At 67.7% G+C, this 26,377-nt stretch carries 26 protein-coding genes; 18 read left to right on the top strand and 8 right to left on the bottom strand.

The genetic code is table 11. The features are described 5' to 3' along the window. Positions 1 to 3 precede the first annotated feature (3 nt). The 3 genes from BSY238_RS09140 to BSY238_RS09130 are packed head-to-tail and all read left to right on the top strand — an operon-like array spanning position 4 to position 3,007. Positions 4 to 1,524, top strand: a complete 1,521-nt coding sequence (locus BSY238_RS09140) for a Ni/Fe hydrogenase subunit alpha (protein WP_069038853.1) — start codon at positions 4 to 6, stop codon at positions 1,522 to 1,524. Continuing rightward, entirely contained in the window at positions 1,521 to 2,015 is a 495-nt protein-coding gene (locus BSY238_RS09135; protein WP_069038852.1) for a hydrogenase maturation protease, read from the top strand. Before BSY238_RS09140 ends, BSY238_RS09135 begins: the two co-directional genes overlap by 4 nt. Continuing rightward, entirely contained in the window at positions 2,012 to 3,007 is a 996-nt protein-coding gene (locus BSY238_RS09130; protein ID WP_069038851.1) for a HupU protein, read from the top strand. Before BSY238_RS09135 ends, BSY238_RS09130 begins: the two co-directional genes overlap by 4 nt. Before the next feature lie 20 nt (positions 3,008 to 3,027). Here the strand turns inward: BSY238_RS09130 and BSY238_RS09125 are convergent, their stop codons facing one another. After that, entirely contained in the window at positions 3,028 to 3,681 is a 654-nt protein-coding gene (locus BSY238_RS09125; protein ID WP_069038850.1) for a hypothetical protein, read from the bottom strand. 262 nt (positions 3,682 to 3,943) lie between these two features. Here BSY238_RS09125 and BSY238_RS09120 point away from each other — a divergent pair, with 262 nt between their 5' ends. From BSY238_RS09120 to BSY238_RS09100, 5 genes are all read left to right on the top strand, one after another. Further along, entirely contained in the window at positions 3,944 to 5,398 is a 1,455-nt protein-coding gene (locus BSY238_RS09120; RefSeq protein ID WP_069038849.1) for a nickel-dependent hydrogenase large subunit, read from the top strand. Between the two features lie 114 nt (positions 5,399 to 5,512). Continuing rightward, positions 5,513 to 6,925 (top strand): Fic family protein, encoded by a 1,413-nt coding sequence (locus BSY238_RS09115; RefSeq protein ID WP_069038848.1) that lies wholly within the window; start codon positions 5,513 to 5,515, stop codon positions 6,923 to 6,925. Between the two features lies 1 nt (position 6,926). Continuing rightward, positions 6,927 to 7,427, top strand: a complete 501-nt coding sequence (gene nikR, locus BSY238_RS09110) for a nickel-responsive transcriptional regulator NikR (RefSeq protein ID WP_069038847.1) — start codon at positions 6,927 to 6,929, stop codon at positions 7,425 to 7,427. Between the two features lie 149 nt (positions 7,428 to 7,576). Then, entirely contained in the window at positions 7,577 to 9,703 is a 2,127-nt protein-coding gene (locus BSY238_RS09105) for a TonB-dependent receptor (protein WP_150123912.1), read from the top strand. Positions 9,704 to 9,784: 81 nt separating this feature from the next. After that, positions 9,785 to 11,161 (top strand): sensor histidine kinase, encoded by a 1,377-nt coding sequence (locus BSY238_RS09100; protein ID WP_069038846.1) that lies wholly within the window; start codon positions 9,785 to 9,787, stop codon positions 11,159 to 11,161. A gap of 28 nt (positions 11,162 to 11,189) precedes the next feature. Here BSY238_RS09100 and BSY238_RS09095 read toward each other — a convergent pair whose 3' ends face one another. Then, positions 11,190 to 12,317 (bottom strand): aminotransferase class V-fold PLP-dependent enzyme, encoded by a 1,128-nt coding sequence (locus BSY238_RS09095; RefSeq protein ID WP_069038845.1) that lies wholly within the window; start codon positions 12,315 to 12,317, stop codon positions 11,190 to 11,192. Between the two features lie 290 nt (positions 12,318 to 12,607). On the opposite strand from BSY238_RS09095, the gene BSY238_RS09090 reads away from it, so the two are divergent. From BSY238_RS09090 to BSY238_RS09080, 3 genes are all read left to right on the top strand, one after another. Continuing rightward, the gene (locus tag BSY238_RS09090) at positions 12,608 to 12,976 is read left to right on the top strand and encodes a YidH family protein (RefSeq protein ID WP_069038844.1); all 369 of its coding nucleotides are present in this window, start codon (positions 12,608 to 12,610) and stop codon (positions 12,974 to 12,976) included. 26 nt (positions 12,977 to 13,002) lie between these two features. Beyond that, positions 13,003 to 13,398, top strand: a complete 396-nt coding sequence (locus BSY238_RS09085; RefSeq protein ID WP_069040585.1) for a RidA family protein — start codon at positions 13,003 to 13,005, stop codon at positions 13,396 to 13,398. Between the two features lie 64 nt (positions 13,399 to 13,462). Further along, entirely contained in the window at positions 13,463 to 14,962 is a 1,500-nt protein-coding gene (locus BSY238_RS09080; RefSeq protein ID WP_069038843.1) for a YifB family Mg chelatase-like AAA ATPase, read from the top strand. A 9-nt stretch (positions 14,963 to 14,971) separates the two neighbouring features. Here BSY238_RS09080 and BSY238_RS09075 read toward each other — a convergent pair whose 3' ends face one another. After that, positions 14,972 to 15,592 (bottom strand): hypothetical protein, encoded by a 621-nt coding sequence (locus tag BSY238_RS09075; RefSeq protein WP_069038842.1) that lies wholly within the window; start codon positions 15,590 to 15,592, stop codon positions 14,972 to 14,974. Positions 15,593 to 15,594: 2 nt separating this feature from the next. Beyond that, positions 15,595 to 16,215 carry an orotate phosphoribosyltransferase gene (gene pyrE / locus BSY238_RS09070; protein WP_223300347.1) on the bottom strand — a complete coding sequence of 207 codons (621 nt, stop codon included), beginning with the start codon at positions 16,213 to 16,215 and terminating at the stop codon, positions 15,595 to 15,597. A gap of 52 nt (positions 16,216 to 16,267) precedes the next feature. Here pyrE and BSY238_RS09065 point away from each other — a divergent pair, with 52 nt between their 5' ends. The 7 genes from BSY238_RS09065 to BSY238_RS09035 all read left to right on the top strand — a co-directional run bounded on the left by BSY238_RS09065 (position 16,268) and on the right by BSY238_RS09035 (position 21,629). Then, a complete protein-coding gene (locus tag BSY238_RS09065; protein WP_069038840.1) occupies positions 16,268 to 17,062 on the top strand; it encodes an exodeoxyribonuclease III in 795 nt (264 codons plus the stop codon). A gap of 48 nt (positions 17,063 to 17,110) precedes the next feature. Continuing rightward, on the top strand, positions 17,111 to 18,145 hold the full coding sequence (locus BSY238_RS09060) for an SGNH/GDSL hydrolase family protein (protein ID WP_069038839.1): 1,035 nt from the start codon (positions 17,111 to 17,113) through the stop codon (positions 18,143 to 18,145). Positions 18,146 to 18,196: 51 nt separating this feature from the next. Further along, on the top strand, positions 18,197 to 18,517 hold the full coding sequence (locus BSY238_RS09055) for a DUF883 family protein (protein ID WP_069038838.1): 321 nt from the start codon (positions 18,197 to 18,199) through the stop codon (positions 18,515 to 18,517). Between the two features lie 5 nt (positions 18,518 to 18,522). Further along, on the top strand, positions 18,523 to 18,903 hold the full coding sequence (locus BSY238_RS09050) for a phage holin family protein (protein WP_069038837.1): 381 nt from the start codon (positions 18,523 to 18,525) through the stop codon (positions 18,901 to 18,903). A gap of 11 nt (positions 18,904 to 18,914) precedes the next feature. Next, positions 18,915 to 19,202, top strand: coding sequence for a YqjK family protein (locus BSY238_RS09045; RefSeq protein ID WP_223300333.1), 288 nt, complete (start codon positions 18,915 to 18,917; stop codon positions 19,200 to 19,202). Positions 19,203 to 19,313: 111 nt separating this feature from the next. Beyond that, positions 19,314 to 20,171: an HDOD domain-containing protein gene (locus BSY238_RS09040; protein WP_069038835.1), complete on the top strand. Its 858-nt coding sequence runs from the start codon at positions 19,314 to 19,316 to the stop codon at positions 20,169 to 20,171. 159 nt (positions 20,172 to 20,330) lie between these two features. Then, a complete protein-coding gene (locus BSY238_RS09035; protein WP_150123999.1) occupies positions 20,331 to 21,629 on the top strand; it encodes an AmpG family muropeptide MFS transporter in 1,299 nt (432 codons plus the stop codon). A 63-nt stretch (positions 21,630 to 21,692) separates the two neighbouring features. On the opposite strand, the gene BSY238_RS09030 is transcribed toward BSY238_RS09035, so the two are convergent. The 4 genes from BSY238_RS09030 to BSY238_RS09015 are packed head-to-tail and all read right to left on the bottom strand — an operon-like array spanning position 21,693 to position 26,067. Further along, positions 21,693 to 22,574, bottom strand: coding sequence for a cobalamin-binding protein (locus BSY238_RS09030; protein WP_223300332.1), 882 nt, complete (start codon positions 22,572 to 22,574; stop codon positions 21,693 to 21,695). Next, positions 22,571 to 23,350 (bottom strand): ABC transporter ATP-binding protein, encoded by a 780-nt coding sequence (locus BSY238_RS09025; RefSeq protein ID WP_069038834.1) that lies wholly within the window; start codon positions 23,348 to 23,350, stop codon positions 22,571 to 22,573. The genes BSY238_RS09030 and BSY238_RS09025 overlap by 4 nt, the downstream gene beginning before the upstream one ends. Next, on the bottom strand, positions 23,347 to 24,369 hold the full coding sequence (locus BSY238_RS09020; RefSeq protein WP_069038833.1) for a FecCD family ABC transporter permease: 1,023 nt from the start codon (positions 24,367 to 24,369) through the stop codon (positions 23,347 to 23,349). The genes BSY238_RS09025 and BSY238_RS09020 overlap by 4 nt, the downstream gene beginning before the upstream one ends. Positions 24,370 to 24,375: 6 nt before the next feature. Beyond that, positions 24,376 to 26,067: an ATP-binding domain-containing protein gene (locus BSY238_RS09015; RefSeq protein ID WP_069038832.1), complete on the bottom strand. Its 1,692-nt coding sequence runs from the start codon at positions 26,065 to 26,067 to the stop codon at positions 24,376 to 24,378. Positions 26,068 to 26,377: the final 310 nt, after the last annotated feature.

Raw genomic sequence — 26,377 nt, 5'->3', positions numbered from 1 at the left:
GCCATGAATACGCGCTCGCTCGAAATCGCTCCCGACCCCAAAGGATTGCGCCGCATCGCCATCGACCCGCTGTCGCGCGTCGAAGGGCATGGCAAGGTGACGCTGCTGCTCGACGACGACAATCGCGTGCGCCAGGCGCGGCTGCACATCGTCGAATTCCGCGGCTTCGAGAAATTCATCGAAGGCCGGCCATACTGGGAAGTGCCGGTCATGGTGCAGCGGCTGTGCGGCATCTGCCCGGTGTCGCACCACCTCGCGGCGTCGAAGGCGCTCGACCGCGTGGTCGGCGGCTGGCCGGTGCCGCCGGCGGCCGACCGCATCCGCCGGCTCATGCACTACGGGCAGATCGTGCAGAGTCACGCGCTGCACTTCTTCCACCTCGCCTCGCCCGATCTGCTGTTCGGCTTCGACGCCGAGGTCGACCGCCGCAACATCGTCGGCGTGGCCGCCGCCTTCCCGGACGCCGCGCGCCAGGGCGTCATGCTGCGCAAGTTCGGGCAGGAGGTGATCCGCATCACCTCCGGCAAGCGCATTCACGGCACCGGCTCGATACCCGGCGGCATGAACCGCGCGGTCGACCCGGCCGAGCGCGACGCGCTGCGCGCCGAACTGCCGCAGGTGCTGGCCTGGGCGCAGGACGCGGTGGCGCTCGCCCGCCGGCTCCACGTAAGCCTGCCGGCCCGCTACGCCGACTTCGCCGACACGCCGGCGGCGATGATGTCGCTGGTCGGCCGCGACGGCGCGATGGAGCTGTACGACGGCGTGCTGCGCCTGCGCGAAGCCGACGGGCGCATCGCGGTCGACGGTTTCGACGATCAGTGCTACCGGGAACTGATAGACGAGGCGGTCAAACCCTGGACCTATATGAAGTTTCCCTACCGCCGCGACCTCGGCGTGGATGACGGCTGGTACCGCGTCGGTCCGCTGGCGCGCGTGCAGAACTGCGACTTCATCCCGACGCCGCGCGCCGAAGAGGCACGCCAGGCCTTCGTCGCTGCGCACGGCGGGCAGCCGGTGCACACGGTGCTGGCTACCCACTGGGCGCGCATGATCGAACTGCTGCACGGCGTCGAAACGGTCGCCGCGCTGCTCGACGACGCGCTGATCACCGGCGGTCCGCTGCAGGCCGAGGGCACGCACCAGCGCTCGGGCATCGGCATCATCGAAGCGCCGCGCGGCACGTTGATCCACGAATATGAAGTCGGCGACGACGATCTGGTCACCCGCTGCAACCTCATCGTGTCGACCACGCACAACAACCAGGCGATGAACGAGGCGGTGCGCGCGGTGGCGCTGCGCTACCTCGATGGCGAAGCGATCACCGAAGGCCTGCTCAACCACATCGAGGTGGCGGTACGCGCCTACGATCCCTGCCTGTCCTGCGCCACGCATGCGCTCGGCCAGATGCCGCTGGCGGTGAGCCTGCGCGCGGCCGACGGCCGCGTGCTCGACCACGTGCTGCGCAGTTCGACCGGCGAACTGCTGCGCGACGGCGCGGCGCACGATGCCGAGGCGGCGCAATGACGGCGCCGCTGCTGGTGCTGGGCTGGGGCAACCCGAGCCGCGGCGACGACGCGCTCGGCCCCATGCTGGTCGATGCTCTGGCGGCGTACGCCGGACGCGCCCTGCCTGCCGGCAGCGTGGACTGCCTGACCGATTACCAGCTTCAGATCGAGCATGCGCTCGATCTGGTCGGGCGCGAACGCGTGCTGTTCGTCGATGCGGCGCTCGGGCTGGACGCGGCCTTTGACGTGCGCAGTGTGCAGCCGCAGCGCGAGCGCCGGATCACCAGCCACGCGCTGTCGCCCGAGGCACTGCTGCAGGTGTTCGTCGATACGCAGCGGCGAGCACCGCCGCGCTGTGATGTACTGGCCATCCGCGGCCGCCGCTGGGAACTGGGCGAGCAGCCGGATGCGCGGGCCGCGGCCGATCTCGAACAGGCGCTCGCCCGGGCGCGCGGCTGGCTGCACGACACCGTCGCCCGCGGCGAGCACACCGAAGGAGTGAATGCATGAACGTGCTCTGGTTGCAGTCCGGCGGCTGCGGCGGCTGCAGCATGTCGCTGCTGTGCGCCGACACCGACGATTTCCACGGCCAGCTGCGCGATGCCGGCATCGATCTGCTGTGGCATCCGTCGCTGTCGCTCGACAGCGGCAACGAAGTGACCGCGCTGCTCGGCCGCATCCTCGATGGCGATCTGCCGCTGGACGCGCTGTGCGTCGAAGGGTCGCTGCTGCGCGGGCCGAACGGCACCGGCCGCTTCCATGTCATGGCCGGCACCGGCGTTCCGATGGTTGAGTGGGTGAGTCGCCTCGCCGCGAAGGCACGTCACGTGATCGCCATCGGCAGTTGCGCCGCCTGGGGCGGTGTCACCGCCGGCGGCGACAACCCGACCGACGCCTGCGGCCTGCAGTACGAGGACGACGTGCGCGGCGGCCTGCTCGGTGCCGGTTTCCGCGCGCACGGCGGCCTGCCGGTGATCAATATCGCCGGCTGCCCGACCCATCCGAGCTGGGTGCTCGACACGCTAATGGCGCTGGCCGCCGACGGCTTCACCGAAACCGACCTCGACACGCTGGGCCGGCCGCGCTTCTACGCCGACCAGCTGGTGCACCACGGCTGCACGCGCAACGAGTACTACGAATTCAAGGCCAGCGCCGAGAAGCCCTCGGACCTCGGCTGCATGATGGAGAACATGGGCTGCAAGGGCACGCAGGCGCACGCCGACTGCAACACCCGGCCGTGGAACGGCGAAGGCTCCTGCACCCGCGGCGGCTACGCCTGCATCAGCTGCACCGAACCCGGCTTCCAGGAACCCGGCCACCCCTTCCACGCCACGCCGAAGATCGCCGGCATCCCGATCGGCCTGCCGACCGACATGCCCAAGGCCTGGTTCGTCGCGCTGGCGTCACTGTCGAAGTCGGCGACGCCGAAGCGGGTCAAGGTGAACGCGGTGTCGGACCACGTCGTCGTGCCGCCGGTTGCGCGGCGGACACGGCTGAAATGACGCTGGCGCGGGTGCGGAATTCAGCGCCGGCGGCGGCTCAGTGCGCCCAGCGTGATCAGGCCTGCAATGGCAAGTGCCCAGGGTTGCGGCTCCGGTACCGGCGCCAGCACGATGCCCGGATAGAACGTGTTCTGTTCCGGTGCGCCGAAGATGGGCAGCAGCCCATAGGGCGAGGTCGTGATCGCGACGGAGGGGTCGCCGTCTTCCGTCGCACTGATCAGCGTCAGTTCGAGACGCATGCTGTCGAACTTGAGGCCGGCGTCGAGCGAGATGGTGTTGGTACCGACATGGACCGACGAATTCACCACATCGGCCGCCGTATCGCTGAATACCTCGGCCGCGTCGTTGTAGAGCGAGAACATGTAATTCACGGTGCGGTCGCCGGCCTCGCTGACGCCGAAGGCCATCAACGGAAAGAAATCACCGGATTCCAGCACTTCCCAGTAACGATCGTCAGCGATGGACAGGGTCCAGACGAAGGTGTCGCCGTCGTAGAGCACGGTGCCCTCCGGATCGTCGCTGCCGGCGGCAAGAGCGGCCACACCCGCGCCCTGATACAGCACGTCGAAGGTGTAGCTGGCCGCGTGGGTGGCGGGAGCAATCGCCAGACCGCCGATCAGTGCAGCCAGCGCGGCGCGGCGATGAAACGGGGTGCTCGGTCGGTGTGCAGACATGTCGTTCTTTCCTTCCGCGGAGGTGGATACACGCCCGATCCGTCGAGGCCGGACGCGTCATGAGCGTGCGGGTAGGCACGTCGTCGACAGCAACCTGGATGAAAGCAGGGATCGCGCCAGACTTGTTGCGCCGACGCCGGATGCAACAGCCGGCGCGGAATGCATGGCTAAAAGGCGGGTCTGTGTCGGCAGGGATCGACGCATCCCTGCGTAGTGGTGTAAAGCGTTTCGACAATTGCCGCACGCTCTTCAGGAAGTTCTCATGACCCGCCTCCTCGTCGGCCCCTTCAACCGCGTCGAAGGCGATCTCGAAGTCACGCTCGACATCGCCGATGGCCGCGTCGCATCGGCGCACGTCAATGCGCCGATGTATCGCGGCTTCGAGCAGATACTTCGCGGGCGAGAGCCGCACGACGCGCTGGTGTATGTACCGCGCATCTGCGGCATCTGTTCGGTGTCGCAGTCGGTGGCGGCGGCGCGCGCGCTGGCCGCGCTCGGTGGCATCACGATGCCGGCCAATGGCCAGCACGTGACCAATGTCATCCTCGCCACCGAAAACCTGGCCGATCACCTGACTCATTTCTATCTGTTCTTCATGCCGGATTTCGTGCGTCCGGTCTATGCCGACCGGCCCTGGCATGCCGAGGCGGTGCGCCGCTTCACGCCGCAGACCGGCGAACAGGTGCGCGCCGCGATTGCCGCGCGCCAGCGCTGGTTCACATTGCTCGGCACATTGGCCGGCAAGTGGCCGCACACCCAGAGCATCGATCCCGGCGGTTCGACGCGCGCCATTGACGCCGCCGAACGGGTGCGTCTGCTGGCGCGCGTGCGCGAATTCCGCCGCTTCCTCGAAACCCGCGCCTATGCGGCGCCGCTGGAACAGGTTGCCGCGCTCGATTCGGAAGCGGCACTCGATGCCTGGCATCACGGCACCGATCCGCTGGCCGGCGACCTGCGCTTCTTCCTGACCGTCGCGCGCGACGCGGAGCTGGCCGCACTCGGCGCCGGACCCGGCCGCTTCCTCAGTTACGGCGCCTACCCGCAGCCGGACGGCGGCAGCGCACTCGGCGCCGGCGTGTGGCACGCCGGCGCGCTGTCGCCGCTCGACCCGGCCGCCATCCGCGAAGACGCCACGCACGCCTGGCTGCGCGACGCCGACGGCCCGCAGCATCCGCGCAGCGGCGTTACGCTGCCGGAGCCGGACAAGGCCGGCGCCTATACCTGGAACAAGGCGCCGCGGCTGGCCGGCGAGGTGGTCGAAACCGGCGCCATCGCTCGCCAGCTGGCGAGCGGCGATCCGCTCATCGTCGATCTGGTCGGCCGCCACGGCGGCACCGTCTACACCCGCGTCGTCGCCCGCCTGCTCGAACTGGCGCGTGTGGTGCTCATGATGGAAGACTGGCTGCGCGCGGTGCGGCCGGGCGAGCCCTTCTGCACGCCGGGCCGGCTGCCGGACGAAGGCAGCGGCGCCGGTCTCGGCGAGGCGGCACGCGGCAGCCTGGGCCACTGGGTTTCGGTGCGCGACGGCCGCATCGCCAATTACCAGATCGTCGCGCCCACCACCTGGAACTTCTCGCCGCGCGACGCCGCCGGCCGCCCTGGCGCGCTGGAAGCGGCACTCGAAGGCGCGCCGGTGCGCGAGGGCGAAACGACACCGGTCGCGGTGCAGCACATCGTGCGGTCCTTCGATCCGTGCATGGTGTGTACGGTGCATTGAGTGTGCAAGCGGGACGCGGGACGCGGGGCGCATCGGATCGCGCCATATCCCGGTTGGCGCGATTTCCCGTTTTGTGCCAATATATTGGCGCGATAAATGAATTGCGCCACTCAAATGACCCGGCCCCGCTCGTCCATCGATCCGCACACGCTTGCCGCACAGATCGCTCGCCATCCGGAGGGCGTCGGTGTGGACGGCTTGCTGCGCGCGCTGGGCGAGGGCGTGGCGCGGCGCACGTTGCAGCGCCGGTTGGCCGAGCTGGTCGCGCAGTGCCGCGTCCTGACGCGCGGCGAGGCGCGGGCGCTGAAGTATTTCCCGGCGCCCGTCGGCGCCGCGCTGGCGGCGATGGAGCCTCTGCCAGCCGCCGCCCCGGCCCCCTATGTGACGTTGTCGGCCGAAGGCGCCGAGTTGCGCGATCTGGTGCGCCGGCCGCTCCATCTGCGTCGCCCGGTCGGTTACGACATCGGCTTCGTCGAGCGTTATCGCGCCAATGACACCTTCTATCTGCCGGAGCCGCTGCGCGCGCAACTGCACGTGCTGGGCCGCTCACCGGTCGGCGAAGCGGCGGCGGGCACCTTTGCCGGCGACATCCTGAACCGGCTGCTGATCGACCTGTCCTGGGCCTCGTCGCAACTGGAGGGCAACACCTATTCGCGGCTCGATACCGAACGCCTGATCGAACTGGGCGAGATCGCCGAGGGCAAGGACGCGCTCGAAACGCAGATGATCCTGAACCACAAGGCGGCCATCGAGTATCTGGTGCATGGCGCGGGCCGCATCGGCATCGATCGCGAAACGCTGCTGTCGCTGCACGCGCTGCTGTCCGACGGCCTGCTGCGCGATCCGCAGGCAGGCGGCCGGGTGCGCAGCCGGGCGGTCGAGATCAGCGGCTGCGTGTACCGGCCGCTGGCGTTGCCGCAGCAGCTCGACGAGCTGTTCGGCATCGTCACCGACATCGCCGCCGACATTCTCGACCCGTTCGAGCAGGCCTTCTTCCTGATGGTGCATCTGCCCTATCTGCAGCCCTTCGAGGACGTGAACAAGCGGGTGTCGCGGCTGGCCGCCAACATTCCGCTGATCCGCACCAATCTGTGCCCGCTGTCCTTCATCGACGTGCCGCAGCAGGCCTATGTCGATGCAATGATCGCGGTCTACGAGCTGAACCGCATCGAGCTGCTGCGCGACGTGTTCGTCCAGGCATACGCCCGCTCGTGCCAGCAATACGTGGCGGTAAAACAGCAACTGGTGCCGCCCGACACCTTCCGCCTGCGCCATCGCAAGGCGCTGACCGAAGCGGTGCGCGCGGTCGTGTTGGGCGGTCTGCCGGCGAACGCAGCGACAGCACGCACCGTGATGCCGGCTGACGTGGCGGCAACAGAACGCGCGCGCTTCGTTGAACTGGTGCTGCAGGAGTTCCGCTCGCTGCACGAAGGAAACGCCGTCCGTTTCGGCCTGCGTCCGCTGGAATTTGCCGACTGGCTGGCCACGAACGGCACGTCGATCGATACGACCTCACCGGAGCCATGACATGCAGCGCTTCACCATATCCCTCGACGACCAGCTGGCCGCCCAGTTCGACGACTGGATCGCGCAGCGCGGCTACGGTAACCGCTCCGAGGCGGTGCGCGACCTGTTCCGCGCCGAACTGGACCGCACGGCGCAGCAGACCGGCAGCGCGACGCACTGCGTGGCCTGCCTGTCGTACGTGTTCAATCACCACGAGCGCGACCTGGCCGAACGCATCATCAGCCTGCAGCACGCGCACCACGATCTCACGGTGTCGTCGATGCACGCCCACCTCGACCACGACCACTGCCTTGAAACCGTCATCCTGAAGGGCGAGATCGCAGCGGTGCGGCAGTTCGCCGATGCGGTGTGCGCCGAGCGCGGCGTGCATCACGGCAAGATCAACCTGATCAGCGTCGAACTGGATGCCGGCCACCACCACACGGGACCGGGCGGGCACAGCTATGCGCGGCGGCACGAACGCGGCGGGCATGGCCACGTGCATATCAAGCCCAGCACCTGACGCAAGCGCCGCTGCCGCCGCACCGATCGAAACGGCAGCGCACTGACCACCTCCACCCCGACTGTCTCGCCGGACCGCCGGTCCCGCGTGGCGCCATGACTGGCACGCTTTTCGCGTATGAAGATTGCCTTAAATCTTCATACAAGAACATGAGCACAGTGAAAGACCTGTCCGGGATGGGTTTGCGCGCCTCGGCCGCAGTGGCGCGGGGCGTGTTCCGGCTGCTGTGCGTGCCCGTCATCGGGGCGTGCGGCACCGCGCTGGCGCACGAAGCATCGCCGTCTGCCCACCATCTGGAAACGGTGACGGTCGAGGGCCATTACGACAACGCGGTCGGCACGTCCGACGCGGCCAGTCAGGGCCGCGTCACGGCGCGCCTGATCGAAAGCCGGCCGACGCTGCGTCCGGCCGAGGTACTGGAATTCGTGCCCGGGGTGATCGTCACGCAGCACAGTGGCGGCGGCAAGGCGAACCAGTACTTCCTGCGTGGCTTCAACCTCGACCACGGCACCGACTTCGCCACCTACATCGATGGCATGCCGGCCAACATGCCGACGCATGCGCACGGCCACGGCTACACCGACCTGAACTGGCTGATACCGGAGCTGGTCGGTCGCATCGACTACCGCAAGGGACCGTACTATGCGGAAGAGGGTGACTTCGCGTCGGCCGGCTCTGCGCGGCTGCGGCTGGTCGATCGTCTCGACTACGGCACGGCTGAATTGACCATCGGCCAGGATGGCTACCGGCGCGGCCTGCTGATGAATTCGCACGCGCTTGGCGCCGGTACGCTGCTTTATGCGCTGGAGACCTCGCGCAACGACGGCCCCTGGGACAATCCGGAAGACTTCCGCCGCATCAATGGCGTACTGCGCTACACGCTGGGCGAGGGCGCGGACCGTACCTCGGTCACCGCGATGGCCTATACCGCGCGCTGGGACTCGACCGACCAGATTCCGCTGCGCGCCGTGCAGTCCGGCCTGATCGGCCGCTACGGCACGGTGGACCCGACCGACGGCGGCAAGACCCAGCGCTACAGCCTGTCGATCGACCATCAGCGCGCCCGGGACGACGGCGCCTTCCGCTTCAACGCCTACGCGATCCGGTCCGAACTGGACCTCTGGTCAAACTTCACCTATTTCCTCGAAAACCCGGCCGACGGCGACCAGTTCCGGCAGTCGGAACAGCGCACCGTGTTCGGCGTGGCGATGAGCCGCAGCTGGGACGGCCAGCTCGCCGGTCGGCCGATGACCAACACGCTGGGCGTGCAGATGCGGCACGACCGTCTGAACCCGGTCGGGCTCTACACCACGGTCGCGCGCCGCACCACCGGTGTGACGCAGCAGAGCGACGTACGCCAGACCAGCTTCGGCCTGTACGGCGAAAACAGCGTGCAATGGACGCCCTGGCTGCGCAGCCTGGTCGGGCTGCGCCTCGACCGCTACGACTTCGACGTCAGCAGTTCGATCGCCGCCAACAGCGGCAACGCGAACGACCACATCGCGTCGCCCAAGCTGTCGTTCATCTTCGGGCCCTGGGCGCGCACCGAGTATTTCGTGAACTACGGCTACGGCTTCCACAGCAACGACGCCCGCGGCACCACGGCACGCGTCACCGCCCGGGGCGGGCTGCCGGCCGATCCGGTCGATGCGCTGGTGCGCACCAAGGGTGGCGAAGTCGGCGTGCGCACGGAGCTCGTGCCGGGGCTGCAAAGTTCGCTTGCGGTGTGGACGCTGAAGCTGGATTCGGAACTGCTGTTCGTCGGCGACGCCGGTGAAACCGAGCCCAACCGGGCCAGCCGGCGCAGCGGCATCGAGTGGAACAACCGCTGGACGGTGCGTCCGTGGCTGCTGTTCGACCTCGACATCGCCGCGTCGCGCGCCCGCTTCACCGAGGACGACCCGGCCGGCAACCACGTGCCGGGCGCGGTCGACCGCGTCGTCGCGGCCGGCCTGAGTCTGACCGACGACAATCCGCTGGCAAACGGCTGGTTCGGGCACCTGCAATTGCGCCACGTCGGCCCGCGCCCGCTGGTCGAAGACGATTCGGTCCGTTCGGGCTCGACCACGCTGGCCTATCTGCGCGTCGGCCACCGGCTCAGCCGCGACGTGCGACTGATGCTGGACGTGTTCAACCTGTTCGACAGCGGCGACAGCGACATCGAGTACTTCTACACCTCGCGCCTGCGTGGAGAGGTGGCGGGCGGTGTCGACGATCGCCACTTCCATCCGGTCGAGCCGCGCAGCCTGCGCCTCACGTTGAGCGCGCGCTTCTGACCGCGGGCACGATTCGACGGGTTGGCGGAGCGAACGCCGTCGGCGCTACCATGCGCTGCTGACGCCTCCCTGCCTGCCGCGATGACCGACCACCCGAAGTCCGCCAACACCAGCGCCTTGCTCGCAGGTGCCCACATCGAAGGCGTGGACGAGGCAACCTGGCTGGACGTGATCCAGCGCATGGACGAGGTGTATTCCCAGCTGGTCAGCGACGAAATCGCGCTCGAGCAGAAGAACGTCGAACTGGAACAGTCGCAGCAGTTCATCTTCAGCGTCATGTCGGCGATGTCGGACGTGCTGCTGGTGTGCAACGAGCGCGGCGAGATAGAGGAAACCAACGCCGCGCTGTGCGAACTGGTCGGTTGCAGTGACGACGCGCTGCGCGGCACGCCGGTGTTCGCGTTGCTGGCCGACGACGAAAGCCGCACCCGCATGCGCGGCGTGCTCGATGACGCCAACCCGTCGCGCCGGGGTGAGGCGGTCGAGCTGAACCTGCGCGACGCCGCGGGCGCCGGGGTGCCGGTGGACACCAATCTGACGCCGCGTTTCACGCGCAACGGCCGGCGTGCCGGCACCGTGCTCGTCGGCCGGCCGACGGCCGAACTGAAGCGCGCCTACCATGAGCTGCGCGAGGCGCACGAAGCGCTGAAGCTGGCGCAGCAGCAGTTGCTGCATTCGGAAAAGATGGCTTCGCTCGGTCGCCTGGTGGCCGGTGTCGCGCACGAGCTGAACAACCCGATCAGCTTCGTGCTCGGCAACGTGCATGCGCTGAAGAAGTACAGCGAACGCATGGGGAGCTACATCGACGCCGTGCACGCGGGAGCGTCCGACGAGGAACTGGGCGCGCTGCGCGTCAGGCTGCGCATCGAGCATCTGCTGAAGGATCTGCCGTCGTTGATAGAAGGCACGATGGAAGGCGCGCAGCGCACTGCCGACATCGTCAACGGGCTGAAGCGCTTTTCCGCCGTCGATCCGGAAGGGCGCAGCGCCGTCGATCTCAATGCGGTGATCGAACGGGCCATCCACTGGATACAGAAGGGCACCAGCGAGGTCGTCGCGCTGCACTGGGCGGCGCGCGAACCCTGCGTGGTCACGGGCAGTGCCGGTCAATTGCAGCAGGTGGTGATGAATCTGCTGCAGAACGCCTACGACGCAGCCGGTGCGGAAGATCGTGTCGCCGAGCTCACGTTGAGCTGCACCAACGAGGGCGACCGGGTGCGCATGAGCGTGCGCGACAACGGACCGGGCATACCCGACGAGTACCTGTCGCGCATTTTCGAGCCCTTCTTCACGACCAAGCCGGTCGGCAAGGGTACCGGCCTCGGCCTGTCGATCAGCTACGGCATCGTCGAACAGCACGGCGGCGTGCTGTCCGCCCGCAACCACCCGGAGGGTGGCGCGGAATTCGTGCTGGACCTGCCGCGCGCGCTGGCCGGCCCGTCGGAGGTCGCCGCGTAACGGCCTCCGACGGACGTCCTTGCGACGACTACTCGACCTTGTCCAGCGCCGCCTTGAAGTTCTGCACCGTGCGTTCGACGTTCTGCAGCTTGTCCAGACCGAACAGGCCGATGCGGAAGCTGCGGAAATCGGCCGGTTCGTCGACCTGAAGCGGCACACCGGCGGCGATCTGCAGACCCTGCGCCATGAACTTCTTGCCGTTCTGGATTTCCGGATCGCTGGTGTAGCTGACCACGACGCACGGCGCCTTGAAACCTTCGGCGGCAACGCTTTCGAAGCCGCGCGCTTCCATCAGTGCGCGGATCTGGCGGCCCAGCTCGATCTGGTTGGCTTTCACCTTGTCGAAACCGAAACTTTCGGTTTCCAGCATGACATTGCGCAGTTGCGTCAGACCGTCGGTCGGCAGCGTGGCGTGATAGGCATGGCCGCCGCCTTCATAGGTTTCCATGATCTGCAGCCACTTCTTCAGGTCGGCGGCGTAGCTGGTGCTGGTGGTCGAATCGATGCGCGCGCGGGCGCGCTCGCCCAGCATGACCAGGCCGGCGCACGGCGAGCCGCTCCAGCCCTTCTGCGGCGCGCTGACGACGATGTCGATGCCCAGTGCGCCCATGTCCACCCACAGCGTGCCGGCGGCGATGGCGTCAAGGACGAACAGGCCGTCGACCTCGCGCACCGCGGCGGCCACTTCGCGCAGGTAGTCGTCCGGCAGCTGCAGGCCGGCCGATGTTTCGACCTGCGGTGCGAACACCACGGCCGGTTTGTGTTCGAGGATGGCGGCGACCACTTCGGTGATCGGCGGCGGCGCGAACGCCTTCTGCGAGCCGGGCACCGGCTGGCGCGCCTTCAGAACGACGGATTCGGACGGGATGTGGCCCATGTCGAAAATCTGCGTCCAGCGGAAGCTGAACCAGCCGTTGCGGATGACCATCACCTTCTTGTCGGTGGCGAACTGGCGCGCCACCGCTTCCATGCCGAAGGTGCCGCTGCCCGGCACGACGACCGCCGATTTCGCGTTGTAGACCTGCTTGAGCACGCGCGAAATATCCTTCATGACGCCCTGGAAGGACTGCGACATGTGGTTCAGCGCGCGGTCGGTATACACGACCGAATATTCGAGCAGCCCCTGGGGGTCGACGTTGGGCAACAGGCTGGGCACGGTGTTCTCCGGATAGATGAGGTGGTGTGACAGGACCGCGCCGTCGCTCGTGGCGGCGGCAGGGCAGTGCCTGTGACGATTCGACGGGTCGTCGGTCGGCGGGTGGCCGCGCCGTGCGTACTCGAAGGCCCGCGATTCTAAATCACCACGGGCCGGTCCGCTCGACCGGCCCGCGCAACCTGTCAGGGCAGCGTTGGCCCGGTCTGCTAACGTCCGGTCTGGCAGTCATCGTGCGGGCAGGCTGCGCGCCGGGTAGCCTGCCGCATCACAAGCCGTGAGGACGAACAATCGTGTCTGACCTGAAGGACCCGCGCGTGCTGTTTGCCGCCGAGCGCACGCTGCTGGCTTGGAGCCGCACCAGTCTGGCGCTGATCGCCTTCGGTTTCGTCGTCGAACGCGCCGGCATCCTGATCCGGCTGGTGTCGCCGGCACAGCATGGAGCCGGACTGTCCGGCGCATCGCTGTGGTTCGGGCTGGCGTTCATCGCGCTTGGCGCAGCGGTGGCTGCATGGTCTTCGCGGCAATACCTGCGCCTGCTCGGCACGCTGACGCCGGCCGAATTTCCGCCCGGCTACGGCGCCCGCTGGGGCGCCTGGGTCAATCTGGTCGTGGCGGCGCTGGGCGCCGGGTTGGCGGTCATGCTGTACCGGGCTGCCTGAGCGCCTGTTCTGAAGCGGGAGAGATGATGACGCGCCGATTGATCGATTCGGGTTCCACTTTCGAGGCGCAGGCGGCCTACTCGCGCGCCGTGGTCGACGGTGACTGGATCTTCGTGTCCGGTACCACCGGTTTCGACTATGCGTCGATGACGATCGCCGACGATCTCGTCGCGCAGACCGAACAGTGCTTCCGCAACATCGAAGGCGCGCTTGCGCAGGCCGGTGCGACGCTGGCGGACGTCGTGCGCGTGACCTACATCGTGCCCGATGCAGCGTCGTTTCCGCAGTGCTGGCCGGTGCTGCGCAGCCACTTCGGAGACGTACGGCCGGCCGCCACCATGCTGTCCGCCGGTCTGGCCGATCCGCGCATGAAGATCGAGATCGAAGTGACGGCCCGGCGTCGAAGTGGCCCGAACGATTGATTCCGATGGCATGACGGGTCAGGGTGTGCGCTAGACTTCGCCCATTGCATCACATGACGATCACATGTCACTCGCCATCCTGCGCAGCCGTGCGCTGGCCGGCCTGCACGCACCGGAGGTGGCGGTCGAAGTGCACGTCGCAAACGGGTTGCCCGCGTTCTCGCTGGTCGGTCTGCTCGATGCGGAAGTGCGCGAAGCGCGCGACCGCGTGCGTGCGGCCATACTCTGTTCAGGCTTTGAATTTCCGGCCCGGCGCATCACCGTCAATCTGGCGCCGGCCGACCTGCCGAAGGAATCCGGCCGATTCGACCTGCCGATCGCGCTCGGCATCCTGATCGCGTCCGGTGCGCTCGCCGCGCCCACGCTCGACCGCCACGAGTTTGCCGGCGAACTGTCGCTGACCGGCGCGCTGCGCCCGGTGCGCGGCGCGCTGCCGATGGCCCTTGGCGCGCGCGACGCCGGTCGCTGCTTCGTGCTGCCGGCGGAATCGGCAGCCGAGGCGGTCACGGTGGCCGGCGTCGATGTGCGTGCCGCCCGCTCGCTGCTCGACGTGTGCGCCCACCTGTGCGGTCGCGAGGCGCTGCCCCGCGCGAGTGCGCCGGCGCAGCGCGCAGCACCGGTCTGGCCGGATCTGGCCGATGTGCGGGGCCAGCTGCAGGCCCGCCGAGCGCTGGAAATCGCCGCTGCGGGCAATCATTCGCTGTTGCTGAGCGGCCCGCCCGGCACCGGCAAGTCGATGCTGGCGGCACGTCTTCCCGGCCTGCTGCCCGATCTTGAAGAGGCCGAGGCGCTCGAAACAGCGGCCGTGCTGTCCGGCGCCGGCCTGTTCGATGCCGCCCGCCTGACGCACCGGCCGTTCCGCGCGCCGCACCATTCGGCCAGCGCGGCTGCACTGGTGGGTGGCGGTGCGGTACCGCGACCGGGCGAGATTTCGCTGGCGCACCACGGCGTGCTGTTTCTCGACGAACTGCCTGAGTTCGACCGCCGCGTGCTCGAAGCGCTGCGCGAGCCGCTGGAAACCGGCCATGTGACGATTGCCCGCGCCGCCCACCGGGCACGGTTTCCGGCCCGTTTTCAGCTGGTCGCGGCGATGAATCCGTGCCCGTGTGGCTATCTGGGTCATCCGTCGGCGCACTGTCGCTGCACACCCGAACAGGTGGCGCGTTACCGCAGCCGCCTGTCGGGTCCGCTGCTCGACCGCATCGACCTGCTGGTGACCGTTGCACCGCTGGCCGAGCACGAATTGCGCACCGGGCCCGGCGAAGCGACAGCGGTGGTGCGGGCGCGTGTGCTGGCTGCACGCAGCCGGCAGCTTGCGCGTCAGGCGCGGCCGAACCAGTCGCTGGAGGCGGCCGACATCGATCTGCACTGCATGCTCAGCGATCCGGCGCGCACGCTGCTCGGTCAGGCGATGACGACGCTGAACCTGTCGGCGCGCGCCTATCACCGTTGTCTCAAGGTGGCGCGGACGATCGCTGATCTGGCCGGGATGGATTGCATCGCCCCGGCGCATGTGGCCGAAGCGATCCAGTACCGGCGCGCGCTCGACGTGCCGGCAAGATAGATCGCTCGTTCAGTTCTGGCCGGCGAGCTGGCGGAAGCGTACGAGATCCTCCTGGAAGCGCTGCTGTGTCTCGATCAGATCGCGCTCTTTCGCTGCGATGTTCTCGGCCAGCAGGCGCATGTCCTGCGCGTTGGTGTCCAGCCGGTCCTTGATGCCCGGCGGTATCGGCTTGCCGACGAAGCGTGCGGCGTCCGCTTCGAGATTGACGTGCCGCTGCCTGAGCGTCTGCTGCTGGTCGCGCAGTTGCACAAGCAGCTCCTCGATGTCGGTCACCCGGCGCTTGCGCGCCATGTCGATGTCGCGCTCGCTGGAATAGGTATTGAGCAGCGTGGCGTCGCGCCGACGCTGTTCCTCGCGCGCGCGGTCTTCCGCGCTGGCCCTTTGCGCCTCGGCGTCGCGCTTTGCGCGCTGTTCCGCACTGATCGGCGCATCGACCTGCTTCACCGTCGCGCCCTGCTTGTTCAACTCGCGGTAACTGCGGTCGGCACAGGATTCCGGCAGCACGTCGCCGCACACCTGATGCCCGCGCGCGTCCTTGCAGCAATAGACGCGCGCCTCGGCGAACGGGGCGAGCATCAGGCCGATCAGAGCCAGGGCGGGCAGCAGGTGACGCAGTTCCAGGGTGATCATCTTCAGGTGCCGACTCCGTATTGCGTGCGGTACGCCTGTACCGCCGCCAGATTGCTCTCCATGCCGGGGGTGAGCTGCAGATAGCCCACCAGATCATCGAGACTGGCGCAGGCCACCACCGGCATGCCGTATGAACGTTCCACTTCCTGAACCGCTGACAACGCCCCGCTGCCGCGCTCCATCCGGTCGAGCGCGATGGCGACGCCGGCCGGGATCGCGCCGGCGGCACGGATCAGTTCGACCGACTCGCGCACCGACGTACCGGCGCTGATCACGTCATCAATGATCAGCACGCGACCCTTGAGTGGCGCGCCGATCAACGTGCCGCCTTCGCCGTGGTCCTTCGCTTCCTTGCGGTTGAACGCGAATGGCACGTCGCGACCGCGTTGCGCCATCTGCATCGCCGCACCGGCGGCCAGCACGATGCCCTTGTAGGCCGGTCCGAACAGCATGTCGAACGCAGGCGCACGGTTCAGGATGGTTTCGGCATAGAACTCGGAAAGCTTTAGCACCGACGCGCCGCTGTTGAACAAACCGGCGTTGAAAAAGTACGGTGACTGGCGGCCCGCCTTGGTGGTGAAGCTGCCGAAGCGCAGCACGCCGGTTTCGCAGGCGAACTGCACGAATGAACGTCTAGAATCCACGGATTTTCCCAACGAATCGGATGAACCGACCATGTTACGTATCGTGTCGCTCAACCTCAACGGTATCCGCTCGGCCACGACAAAGGGTGTGTGGCCCTGGCTGGCGGGCGAATCGCCCGACGTGCTGGCGGTGCAGGAACTCAAGGCGCAGGCGGCCGATCTCGATGACACGATGCGCGCGCCAGCCGCTCTCGGCGGCCTGCCCGGCCATTTCCACTACGCGCTGAAGAAGGGCTACAGCGGTGTGGGGCTGTACGCGCGGCGGTCACCCTCTCGCGTGATCACCGGTTTCGGCGAGCAGGAATTCGATGACGAAGGCCGCTACGTGGAAGCCGATTTCGGCGACCTGACGGTCATTTCGCTCTATCTGCCGTCCGGCTCCAGCGCACCGGAGCGGCAGCAGGCGAAATTCCGCTTCCTGGACGCGTTTGTGCCGCATCTGGCCGCGCTGCGCGCCAGCGGCCGCGAGATCGTCATCTGCGGCGACTGGAACATTGCGCATCGGGAAATCGACCTCAAGAACTGGAAGGGCAATCTGAAGAATTCAGGTTTCCTGCCCGAAGAGCGGGCGTGGATGAGCACACTGCTCGGGCAGGGCGGCTGGGTCGATGTGTATCGCAGCCTGCACCCCGACGCGACCGACGACTGCTACACCTGGTGGAGCAACCGCGGCCAGGCGCGCGCAAACAACGTCGGGTGGCGCATCGACTACCAGATCGCGACCCCGGGAATCGCGGCAAAGGCCTGCGCAGCAAGGGTCTTCAAGGATCAACGATTCAGTGATCATGCGCCGTTGATTGTCGACTACGATGTCAGTTCGACCTGATTCGCCAGCCGCGACTCATCGGTTTTCCGTTCATCACAGGAGTGCCTCATGAAGACCAGCCGTGCCGTGTTGTTCGCCCTGCTGACCGCGCCGTTCGCGCTGCCGCTGTCCGCTTCGGCCTATGACCGCATCTATGCCTTCGGCGACAGCCTGTCGGATGACGGCAATCTCTACTCGCTGACCGGAAACCTCTATCCGCCCGTCCCGTACTTCGAAGGGCGGTTGTCGAATGGCATCACGGCGGTCGAGTATCTGGCCGACATGCTCGGCGCCGGACTGTCGAACTTTGCCGTGGCAGGCGCGCGAACCGGCACACCGGTCGGCGGTGGCTCGGACAACTTCATCGATGACGACGATTCGCTGTTCCCGCCGAATTTTTTCAACGGCACCGGCGTCATTGCGCAGGTCAATGGCTACCTGGGCGCCAGCGGCGGAACGGCCAGCGCGAGCGATCTGTACTTCATCTGGGCCGGCCCGAACGATTACTTCCTGCTGTCCGAAGCGACACCGGGATCGGTCGATCCGCAGGACTACGTGACAAACGCCATCGGCAATCTCTACACCTCGGTCACCACGTTGTATGCCGCAGGTGCAAAGAATTTCCTGATCCCGAACCTGCCCAATCTCGGTCTGGTGCCCGAGCTTGCCGATGACGATCCCTTCATTTCGCTGGTGGCGACGCAGATTTCGCTCGGGCACAACGCCGCCCTGGCCGATCTGCTGGCAAGTCTCGACGCTGCGCTGCCGGATGCGAGCTTCTTCACCGCCGATACTTTCGCGCTGACCACCGCGGCCAATGCCGATCCGCAGGCGTTCGGCTTCACGAACGCAACCGACGCCTGCGTCGAAAGCGTGTCCTGCGTCGATGGAAATGGTGCCGGATATCTGTTCTGGGACGGCGTGCATATCACCACGGCCGCTCACCAGCAGGTCGCTGCCGCGTTTGCGTCCGCACTCGCGCCGGTGCCTGAGGCACAGACCTGGGCCATGCTGCTGGCGGGTCTCGGCCTGATCAGCGTAGCCGGTGGCCTACGTGCTTCAAGGGTACCGGCCCACACGGGTGCGTTGCGCGAGGCAACTTAAGGGGTTAACTTCGTGTCTTTAAAGACACCCCATTCAACAAGGAGAACATCAATGTCCGAACTCATCGATCAATCAACGGTAACCAAGCAAAAGCTGATTGCGGACCTGAAGGTGGTGATCGCAGACGCGGAAGAACTGCTGAAGGTCACGGCCAATCAGGCGGGCGAAAAAGTTGGCGAACTGCGCGTGCGCATGCAGGAAAACCTGACCTCCGCACGGCACAAGCTGGCCGACGCCGAAGCCGCGCTGAAGGAAAAGTCGCGCGAAGTGGCGCGCGTCACCGATGACTACGTGCATGATCACCCGTGGAAGGCGATCGGCGTTGCGGCCGGCGCCGGGCTGCTGATCGGGCTGCTGATCGGTCGTCGCTGAGCGCGATGTCGGAACCGCAACGGCCCGAGCGTCTTGCCGTATCGCTGAAGGGGTTCTTCTCCAGCCTGATCGAACTTGTTCATGTCAGGCTGGAACTGGTCACGGTCGAGGCGCGCGATGAAGCGCTACGTCTGACCGAACTGCTGGTGTATGGCGCGCTGGCCATCGCCTTTCTCACCTTCGGCATCGCCTTTCTGGCGGTATTGTTGACGGTGCTTCTGTGGGACAGCCACCGCCTGCTGGCGCTGACGCTGTTTTCCACGCTGTTCATCACGCTCGGGGTGCTCGCGGCGGTCGTCGCGCGGGCACGCATGGCGGAGGGCACGCGCCTGTTCGCATCGTCGCTCGACGAACTGAAACGCGACCGCGATAGTCTGCAGCCATGAATCCGCAACGCATGCGCCTTGCTTTGACGCGCGAGCGGCTGCTGGAGCGCTCGCGCACGCTGCGCAGCATTGCGGTGGAACAATCGGCCGCGCTGTCGCCGGCATTGCGCTTTGGCGACACGGTGCGCGAAGGTGTGCAGTGGGTGCGGATGCATCCTGAAGCCATCGCCGCGGCAGCGGTAGGCATCTTCCTGCTGCGGCCGCGTCGCGTCTGGCGCTGGGGCCTGCGGCTGTGGGGGGGCTGGCGACTGCTGCAGCAGTTGCAGCACCGACTGGGTTCCGACAGCAGGCGATCATGAGCCGTGCGCGAAGCGGGAAGACCCCTCGGCGGGCCCCGCGCCAGCGCCGGTAACTCAAGTTTTCGGCAAGATTGCCGAATTCAGCTAACTGCCACCGTTCCGACACCCGACATGTCCTCCCATACCGCACAGGAACTGGCGCAGCGCACGACAGAACTGGTGACCCTGCCGGCCATCTACCATCGCGTGAAACAGGTGTTCGACGACCCGGAAGGTTCGGTACTCGACCTCGCGAAAGTGGTGGTGGCGGATCCCGGAATCACGATGCGCGTGCTGCGCGTCGTCAATAGCGTGTTCTACGGCTTTCCAGGCAAGGTCGAAACCATGTCGCGCGCGGTCAGCGTGCTCGGCATGCAGCAGGTGCACGACATCGTTCTGGCCACCACGGTGACCGCCGTCTTCTCCGGCATGCGCCCCGAGCGCATGGACGTCGCCCGCTTCTGGCGCGCGTCCGCGATGCGCGGGCTGCTGGCGCGCGCGTCCGCCAAGAGCTGTGGCCTGCTCGATGCCGAACGCCTGTTCGTCGGCGGCCTGCTGGCCGACATCGGCCACATGGTGATGTACATGCATGTTCCTCAACTGGCCGAGGCTGCGCTGGCGGAGTGCCGGGCGTCCGGCGCCGCGCCGGAATTGATCGAACGCGACGTCATCGGATGTGACTATGCCGCTGTTGGTGCCGAACTGCTGCGATCATGGCAATTGCCGACCAGCTTTTCGACCGCCATTGGCGCGCAGATAGACCCGGCACGCGGCGCGCCGCACGAGTTCGAAGCCTGCCTGCTGCATTTTGCGCGCTGCGCGGTCGGTCACGACGGCGAACTGCTCGATTCGGCGCGGATTGTGGCCACCGTGTTACCCGAGGCGTGGAGCATGACCCGGCTGGAACCGCAGGCTTTCGAAGGCGCATGCGCCGAAGCAAGCAGTTCTATGGCCGCGGTGATGGGGCTGTTCTTCCCGGAATACGCCTGACCTCACTGTCGTTCGACCGGCACCGCTGCGCGGTGGGTCGGCGGGGCTGGTATCTTCCGGCCTTGTTCCCCGCCCTGCGCCTCGCCCGTGACCCTGCAATCCACTGATGCCGGCTGGCTCGACAGTCTGAAGGTGTATGCCCACCCGCGCGTCGCCGGCATGCTGTTTCTCGGCTTTTCCGCCGGTCTGCCGCTGATTCTGGTGCTCGGCTCGCTGTCGTACTGGCTGCGCGAGGCGGGCATCGATCGCTCTACCATCGGCTATTTCAGCTGGATCGGTCTCGCCTACGCCTTCAAGTGGATGTGGTCGCCGCTGGTCGATCGCCTGCCACTGCCGCTGCTGACCGGACTGCTCGGTCGGCGCCGCAGCTGGCTGCTGGCGTCGCAGCTCACCATCGCGCTGGCGCTGCTCGGCATGGCCGCAACCGATCCGGCGCAGAACCTGAGCCGCATGGCGTACTGTGCGCTGGCGGTTGCCTTCGCCTCGGCGACGCAGGACATCGCGCTCGACGCCTACCGCATCGAGGCGGTCGAGCAGCGGTTGCAGGGCGCGATGGCAGCGACCTACCAGGGCGGCTACCGCATCGCGATGATCGTCGCCTCGGCCGGTGTGCTGTGGCTGGCGGCGTCGGTCGATGCGACCGAGCTGGTCTATGAGCACGCGCCCTGGCGCTTCGCCTACCTGGTGATGGCGGCCAGCATGTCGGTCGGCGTGGTGACCACGCTGCTGATCCGCGAACCCGAGGTGGTGGTGTCGGCCGAAACCGTGCAGCGCGAGGCGCGCGCCCGGGACTGGCTGATGCGCGAGGGCCTGCACGGCCCGCTGCTGCGGCTTGCTGCCTGGCTGCACGGTGCCGCACTGTCGCCACTGCTCGACTTCATCCGACGCTACCGCTGGCAGGCCGTGCTGCTGCTGGCGCTCATCGGCACCTACCGCATTTCCGACGTGGTCATGGGCATCATGGCCAACGCCTTCTATGTCGACATGGGCTACACGAAGGACGAGGTGGCGACGGTCGCCAAGGTGTACGGCGTGGGCATGACGATCGCCGGCGCGGTGATCGGCGGCGTGCTCACTGCCCGCATCGGTGTCATGAAGACGCTGTTTCTCGGTGCGCTGCTGTCGTCGGTCACCAATCTGCTGTTCGTCTGGCTGGCCGGTCGCGGCCACGACGTCAGCGGTCTCATCTTCGCGATCTCGGCCGACAACCTGTCGGCCGGCATCGCGTCGTCCGCCTTCGTCGCCTATCTGTCCGGGCTGACCAATGTGGCGTATTCGGCCACGCAGTACGCGCTGTTCAGTTCGCTGATGCTGCTGCTGCCCAAATTCATCGCCGGTTTTTCCGGCGTCGTGGTGGACGCACGCGGCTACGAGTTCTTCTTCACCGGCACCGCACTGCTCGGCGTGCCGGTGCTGGCGCTGGTCTGGCTGGCGGCGCGGGCGGAGCGGAGCAGGTAGCAAGGCTCAAGGCTGCGCCTGTTTCCGGGTGTGGCCGTCGCGTTGCGCGACCGCTTCCCGGTTTCAGCGTCGCTTCGCGCGCGCCTGCTCCAGCTGTTCGCAAAGTTGCGCCGCGCCGTCGAGAACGCGTGGTGTATTGCGCTGCAGCTGTTCCGGCGGAATGAAGTAGAGGTTGTCCCGGGCGACGGCCGGCAGGCTGCGCCAGCGCCGCCAGGCGTCCAGCCACGCGGGCCGCGCATCGGCCGTGCCGCTGGCGACGATGACCTCGGGTGCTGCGGCGAGCACCGCCTCTTCGGTCACCGTCGGCGCGAGTATGGCCAGATCGGCGAACACATTGCGCCCGCCGCACAGCGCCATCACGGCGCTGATCAGGTGCTGGCCGTTGACCGTCATCGGTGGCCGGTCCCAGATCTGGTAGAACACGCCGACCGGTGGGCGGGACGCATAGCGCGCCGCCAGCCTGTCGCGTCGCGTGCGGAAGTCGAGCGCCGCGGCCTCCGCGTCCTTCGTTGTACCGGCCAGCCGGCCGAGCAGTTCGAGCGTGCGCGGAATGTCATCCAGCGAGCGCGGTTCGCTGACGAAGACCGGAATGCCCAGCCGGTCGAGCTGACCGTATTGCGCGACCCGGGTGCCGCTCTGCCAGGCGATGACCAGATCGGGCTTCAGCGCTGCGACCGCCTCGATGTCGACGGCACTGGAACTGCCGACCCGCGGCAACGCCTGCGCGGCCGGCGGATAGTCGCTGTATTCGACAGCGCCGACCAGCTTTCCGCCGGCGCCGGCGGCGTACAGCAGTTCGGTCACATGTGGCGCCAGACTGACGATGCGCTGTGCGGCTGCCGGCAGCACGACGCGGCGTCCGGTGTCGTCGGTCACGCTGACACCGGCGCGCGCCGGGGCGGCGGCAAGCATCAGTCCGAGCAGCAGCCAGGCCAGGCGCATCATGCCGGCACGAAATAGCGACGCTCGCCGTCGCGCAGCTCACGCAGCGGATGGCAGAACGCGCGCGACAGCGTGTCCGGCTGCAGCACCGCGTCGACGGCGCCGCAGATCCACTCGCCGCCGCCGGTCAGCAGCAGCACGCGGTCGCAGAAACGCAGCACCTGATTGAGATCATGCAGCACGGCCACCACGGCGCGACCCTCGTCATGCGCCATGCCGGCGAACAGCGCCAGCGTGTCCATCTGGTAATCGAGGTCGAGATGGGTGACCGGCTCGTCGAGCAGGCACAGCGGTGCGTCCTGCGCCAGCAGCGCGGCGATGGCCACACGCTGTCGTTCGCCGCCGGACAGCGTGCGCACATCGCGCGCCTCGAAGCCGGTGAGCGATACGCGGGCCATCGCGTCGAGCGCGACCTGCATGTCGTGCGGGCTGTCGTCCGACCAGCGGCCGATGTGAGGATGGCGACCGACCAGCACGGTGTCCAGCACGGTCGAAGCGAAGGCGTCTTCGTGCGACTGCGCCAGCAGCGCGCGCCGGCACGCCAGCTCGCGCGGCGCCATCGAGGCGAGCGGCAGATCATCCAGCGTCAGGCTGCCGGCGAGCGGTGCGCGCAGCCCGGCCAGCGTGCTCAGCACGGTGGACTTGCCGATGCCGTTGCGGCCGATGACGGCGAGCATTTCACCGGACCGGATGTCGAGATCGAGCGCGGCGCACAGGGTGCGGCCGTCGATGCCGACGGTGACACCGCGCGCGACGAGCAGGGGCGAGGTGGCGCTCATCGGCGGCGATGCAGCAGGAACAGGAATACCGGCACGCCGAGCAGCGCCGTCAGCACGCCGACCGGCAGTTGCGCCGGCGCAATGAGGGTGCGCGCCGCAGTATCGGCCAGCAGCAGCAGCAGCGCGCCGGCCAGCGCACTGGCCGGCAGCAGCAGTCGCTGGTCGTTGCCGAGCGCCAGCCGCATCAGGTGCGGCACGACCAGACCGATAAAGCCGACCGCGCCGACCGTGGTCACCGCGACCGCGGTCAGCGCCGACGCGATCAGGTAGATCGCCAGGCGCAGGCGCAGCACCGGTACGCCGAGCGTTTGCGCGGTGAGGTCGCCGCGTGCCAGCAGGTTCAGGTCGCGCGCCAGCGGCACGCACACCAGCACGCCGGCAGCCAGCGTCCACAGCGCAGCCGCGGGCGGCGCGGCCACGCCGGCGTCGCCCATCAGCCAGAACAGCATGCCGCGCAGCGACTGCTCGTTCGCCACCGTCAGCATGAAGGACACCGCCGCACCGCAGCCGGCCGACACGATGACCCCGGTCAGCAGGAGCCGGGTCGGCGTGCGCCCGCCCTCGCCGTGGGCCAGGCCGAACACCAGCGCCATCGCCGCCAGCGCGCCGGCAAAGGCGGACAGTTCGAACAGCGCGCCCGCCAGGCCGGCTGTCATGGCGAGCAGCGCGCCGACCGAGGCGCCGCCGGAAATGCCGAGCACGTAGGGGTCGGCCAGCGGATTGCGCAGCAGCACCTGCATCAGTGCGCCGGCCAGCGCGAGCAGGCCGCCGCAGGCTGCGGCCGCCAGCACGCGTGGCAGCCGCAGGCCAAGCACCACGTCGCCGGCCACCCCGGCATCGCCACCGGTCGCGATCTGCCACAGTTGCGCCAGGCTCACCGGTATGCTGCCGAGCGACAGCGACAGCGCGATCGACAGCAGCAGGCCGACGGCGAGCAGCGGCAACGCCAGCGTGCGGCGACGCGGCGCGCGGGTGTGCACGGACGCAGGGGGCGGCATGGCGTCAGCACGGATGGACATGTGCCGCTAGCTCCGCCCGAGGCGTTCGTCGAGCGTGCGTCCGGCTCGTTCGCTGACCACCAGCACCAGCTTCATCATGGCGCGCGTGGCGCCGACGAAAAGCTTGCGCAGCGTGCGCTCGTCGAGCGCATCGAAGTCGACTTCGGCCAGGATGACCGCCGGCGCCGACTGACCCTTGAACCGGTAGACCGATTCGATCAGCACATCACCCTCGGAGTACTCGGGCTGGCCGAGCAGGTCGTACTGGCCGGTGAAGCTGCGCAGCGCGTTGGCGCCGAGCCGGTCGTGACGCAGCAGTTCCGACTGTTCGCGGCCACGCCAGCTGACGATGGCGACGTCCTCGGTGCGAAAGCCGGCGGCAAAGCACAGGCGGATCGCCTCCTTGACGCGCTGGGTCAGCGGATGCTCGGCGTCATACACCAGTCTCTCGACGTCGTCGGCATCGAACGGCGATGCCGCCTCGATCTGTGCGGCTTCGGGCAGCACGTCCTGCAGCAGCGTCTGCAGCATGTGCACGACCGGGCGCGGGCTGCGGAAATTGCTGCGCGCACGCAGCGTCACCCAGCCGGGAAGATCGATCGGCGTGCGGCCGTACAGGTTCTGCATCGGGTCTTCCAGCCAGATCAGACGCGCCTCGTCTGCGGCATGGCGCCAGAGCCGGGTCGCCCAGTCGGCGGAAAAGTCCTGGCCCTCGTCGACGATGACGGTGTCGAAACGCAGGGCATCCGGCACGTCGAGTTCGCCGGCGCGCGCGATCAGCGCGTCGAACGCGTCGGGGCGTGCGTAGTCGGGCCGCTCGCCGTGTTCGGCCAGCACGCGTTCGCACAGGTGGTGGAAGGTGCACGCCAGCCCGCCCTCGGGCGCGATGCGCGCCAGGTGATCGGCCAGCGGCCGGTTGAAGCAGACATACAGCGGACGCCGGCCGGCTTCGACTGCCGCGCGGTACTCGGCGAGCGCGAGCTGCGTCTTGCCCGAGCCGGCCGTACCGACGACGCGCAGCCGGTAGGGCGTGAAGTCGAGCGCGCGCGCCCACTGCGACAGGCCGCCGGCAACCCGGGTCACGCGCTCGCGCGCCATGCCCATGCGCGCGCTGACGTCGGCTTCGAGCTTGATTTCGTCGCGCAGGAAACGATGCACTTCGGCGGCGCGCGCGCCGTGCTCGCCCGGAGGAAGAATCGACTGGATGCGCGCTGCCAGTGTGTCGCGCAGCGCCGCATCGACAATGCGTTCCGGCTCGATGCCGGCGGTATGCGCCTGGCGCACGAAGTGGTCGGGGCAGTACAGCAGGTATTCGAGGGTGGGTACGGCCACATCGGCGCCGCCCAGACGCGATGCCAGACGGGTGTGCAGCGCATGGCGTGAGCGTGCGATGCCGACCGCGACATTGCGGTCGCGTCCGCGGTGGCGGGTCAGCAGGCCGTGCGGACCTTCTTCGAGATAGCCGCTGCGCTGTTCGATGGCGAGCAGGTTGCCGGCGGCATTGACGATGACGAAGTCAATGTCGCCGTAGATCGAATAGCCCTGATCCAGACGTGTCCAGTGCACGCCGTGATAGACGGTGTAGGCCGCCGGCAGCGCACGCTCGAGCAGCGCCAGCGTGGCGCGTTCGCGCTCTGCTGCGGCACCCGGACGGATGGCATCGCCGGCGTCGTTGCCGCCATCCATTTCGCGCCAGCCATCGGGTACCACCTTTGCCACGTGTTGCGTCCTGTCGTCAGATCGGTGCGAGCTTACACGGCGTGTGCCGATCGCCGTGCGCGGCATGCCGGTTATCCACAGTATCTGTGGACAAGATGCTTCATCACGCGGTAACACCGGCCGGAGCGCCGCACGCTGCAACGGTGTCAATAGGGTTGCTCATTATTGAGGCAGGGTGCGGACAATTGAGGTGGTCGCTCGTGCATCCGGGTCACTCAGTCCATCCACAGTTTCTGTGGACAAGGCTGTGGGCGAAAGCTGTATGGCGAGGGCAGCGCCGCCGCCAGCAAGGATGTGGGCACGACGCCTC

It is taken from the genome of Methyloversatilis sp. RAC08, from assembly GCF_001713355.1.
Lineage (GTDB): Bacteria > Pseudomonadota > Gammaproteobacteria > Burkholderiales > Rhodocyclaceae > Methyloversatilis.
This window is presented reverse-complemented; position numbering and strand designations above follow the sequence as displayed.

Bases quoted from the DNA above. Each gene is read 5' to 3' on its own strand.
- BSY238_RS09140 (WP_069038853.1), top strand. From the start codon at position 4: ATGAATACGCGCTCGCTCGAAATCGCTCCCGACCCCAAAGGATTGCGC.
- BSY238_RS09135 (WP_069038852.1), top strand. From the start codon at position 1,521: ATGACGGCGCCGCTGCTGGTGCTGGGCTGGGGCAACCCGAGCCGCGGC.
- BSY238_RS09130 (WP_069038851.1), top strand. From the start codon at position 2,012: ATGAACGTGCTCTGGTTGCAGTCCGGCGGCTGCGGCGGCTGCAGCATG.
- BSY238_RS09125 (WP_069038850.1), bottom strand. From the start codon at position 3,681: ATGTCTGCACACCGACCGAGCACCCCGTTTCATCGCCGCGCCGCGCTG.
- BSY238_RS09120 (WP_069038849.1), top strand. From the start codon at position 3,944: ATGACCCGCCTCCTCGTCGGCCCCTTCAACCGCGTCGAAGGCGATCTC.
- BSY238_RS09115 (WP_069038848.1), top strand. From the start codon at position 5,513: ATGACCCGGCCCCGCTCGTCCATCGATCCGCACACGCTTGCCGCACAG.
- nikR (WP_069038847.1), top strand. From the start codon at position 6,927: ATGCAGCGCTTCACCATATCCCTCGACGACCAGCTGGCCGCCCAGTTC.
- BSY238_RS09105 (WP_150123912.1), top strand. From the start codon at position 7,577: ATGAGCACAGTGAAAGACCTGTCCGGGATGGGTTTGCGCGCCTCGGCC.
- BSY238_RS09100 (WP_069038846.1), top strand. From the start codon at position 9,785: ATGACCGACCACCCGAAGTCCGCCAACACCAGCGCCTTGCTCGCAGGT.
- BSY238_RS09085 (WP_069040585.1), top strand. From the start codon at position 13,003: ATGACGCGCCGATTGATCGATTCGGGTTCCACTTTCGAGGCGCAGGCG.
- BSY238_RS09080 (WP_069038843.1), top strand. From the start codon at position 13,463: ATGTCACTCGCCATCCTGCGCAGCCGTGCGCTGGCCGGCCTGCACGCA.
- BSY238_RS09075 (WP_069038842.1), bottom strand. From the start codon at position 15,592: ATGATCACCCTGGAACTGCGTCACCTGCTGCCCGCCCTGGCTCTGATC.
- BSY238_RS09065 (WP_069038840.1), top strand. From the start codon at position 16,268: ATGTTACGTATCGTGTCGCTCAACCTCAACGGTATCCGCTCGGCCACG.
- BSY238_RS09060 (WP_069038839.1), top strand. From the start codon at position 17,111: ATGAAGACCAGCCGTGCCGTGTTGTTCGCCCTGCTGACCGCGCCGTTC.
- BSY238_RS09055 (WP_069038838.1), top strand. From the start codon at position 18,197: ATGTCCGAACTCATCGATCAATCAACGGTAACCAAGCAAAAGCTGATT.
- BSY238_RS09050 (WP_069038837.1), top strand. From the start codon at position 18,523: ATGTCGGAACCGCAACGGCCCGAGCGTCTTGCCGTATCGCTGAAGGGG.
- BSY238_RS09045 (WP_223300333.1), top strand. From the start codon at position 18,915: ATGCGCCTTGCTTTGACGCGCGAGCGGCTGCTGGAGCGCTCGCGCACG.
- BSY238_RS09040 (WP_069038835.1), top strand. From the start codon at position 19,314: ATGTCCTCCCATACCGCACAGGAACTGGCGCAGCGCACGACAGAACTG.
- BSY238_RS09035 (WP_150123999.1), top strand. From the start codon at position 20,331: ATGCTGTTTCTCGGCTTTTCCGCCGGTCTGCCGCTGATTCTGGTGCTC.
- BSY238_RS09030 (WP_223300332.1), bottom strand. From the start codon at position 22,574: ATGATGCGCCTGGCCTGGCTGCTGCTCGGACTGATGCTTGCCGCCGCC.
- BSY238_RS09025 (WP_069038834.1), bottom strand. From the start codon at position 23,350: ATGAGCGCCACCTCGCCCCTGCTCGTCGCGCGCGGTGTCACCGTCGGC.
- BSY238_RS09020 (WP_069038833.1), bottom strand. From the start codon at position 24,369: ATGTCCATCCGTGCTGACGCCATGCCGCCCCCTGCGTCCGTGCACACC.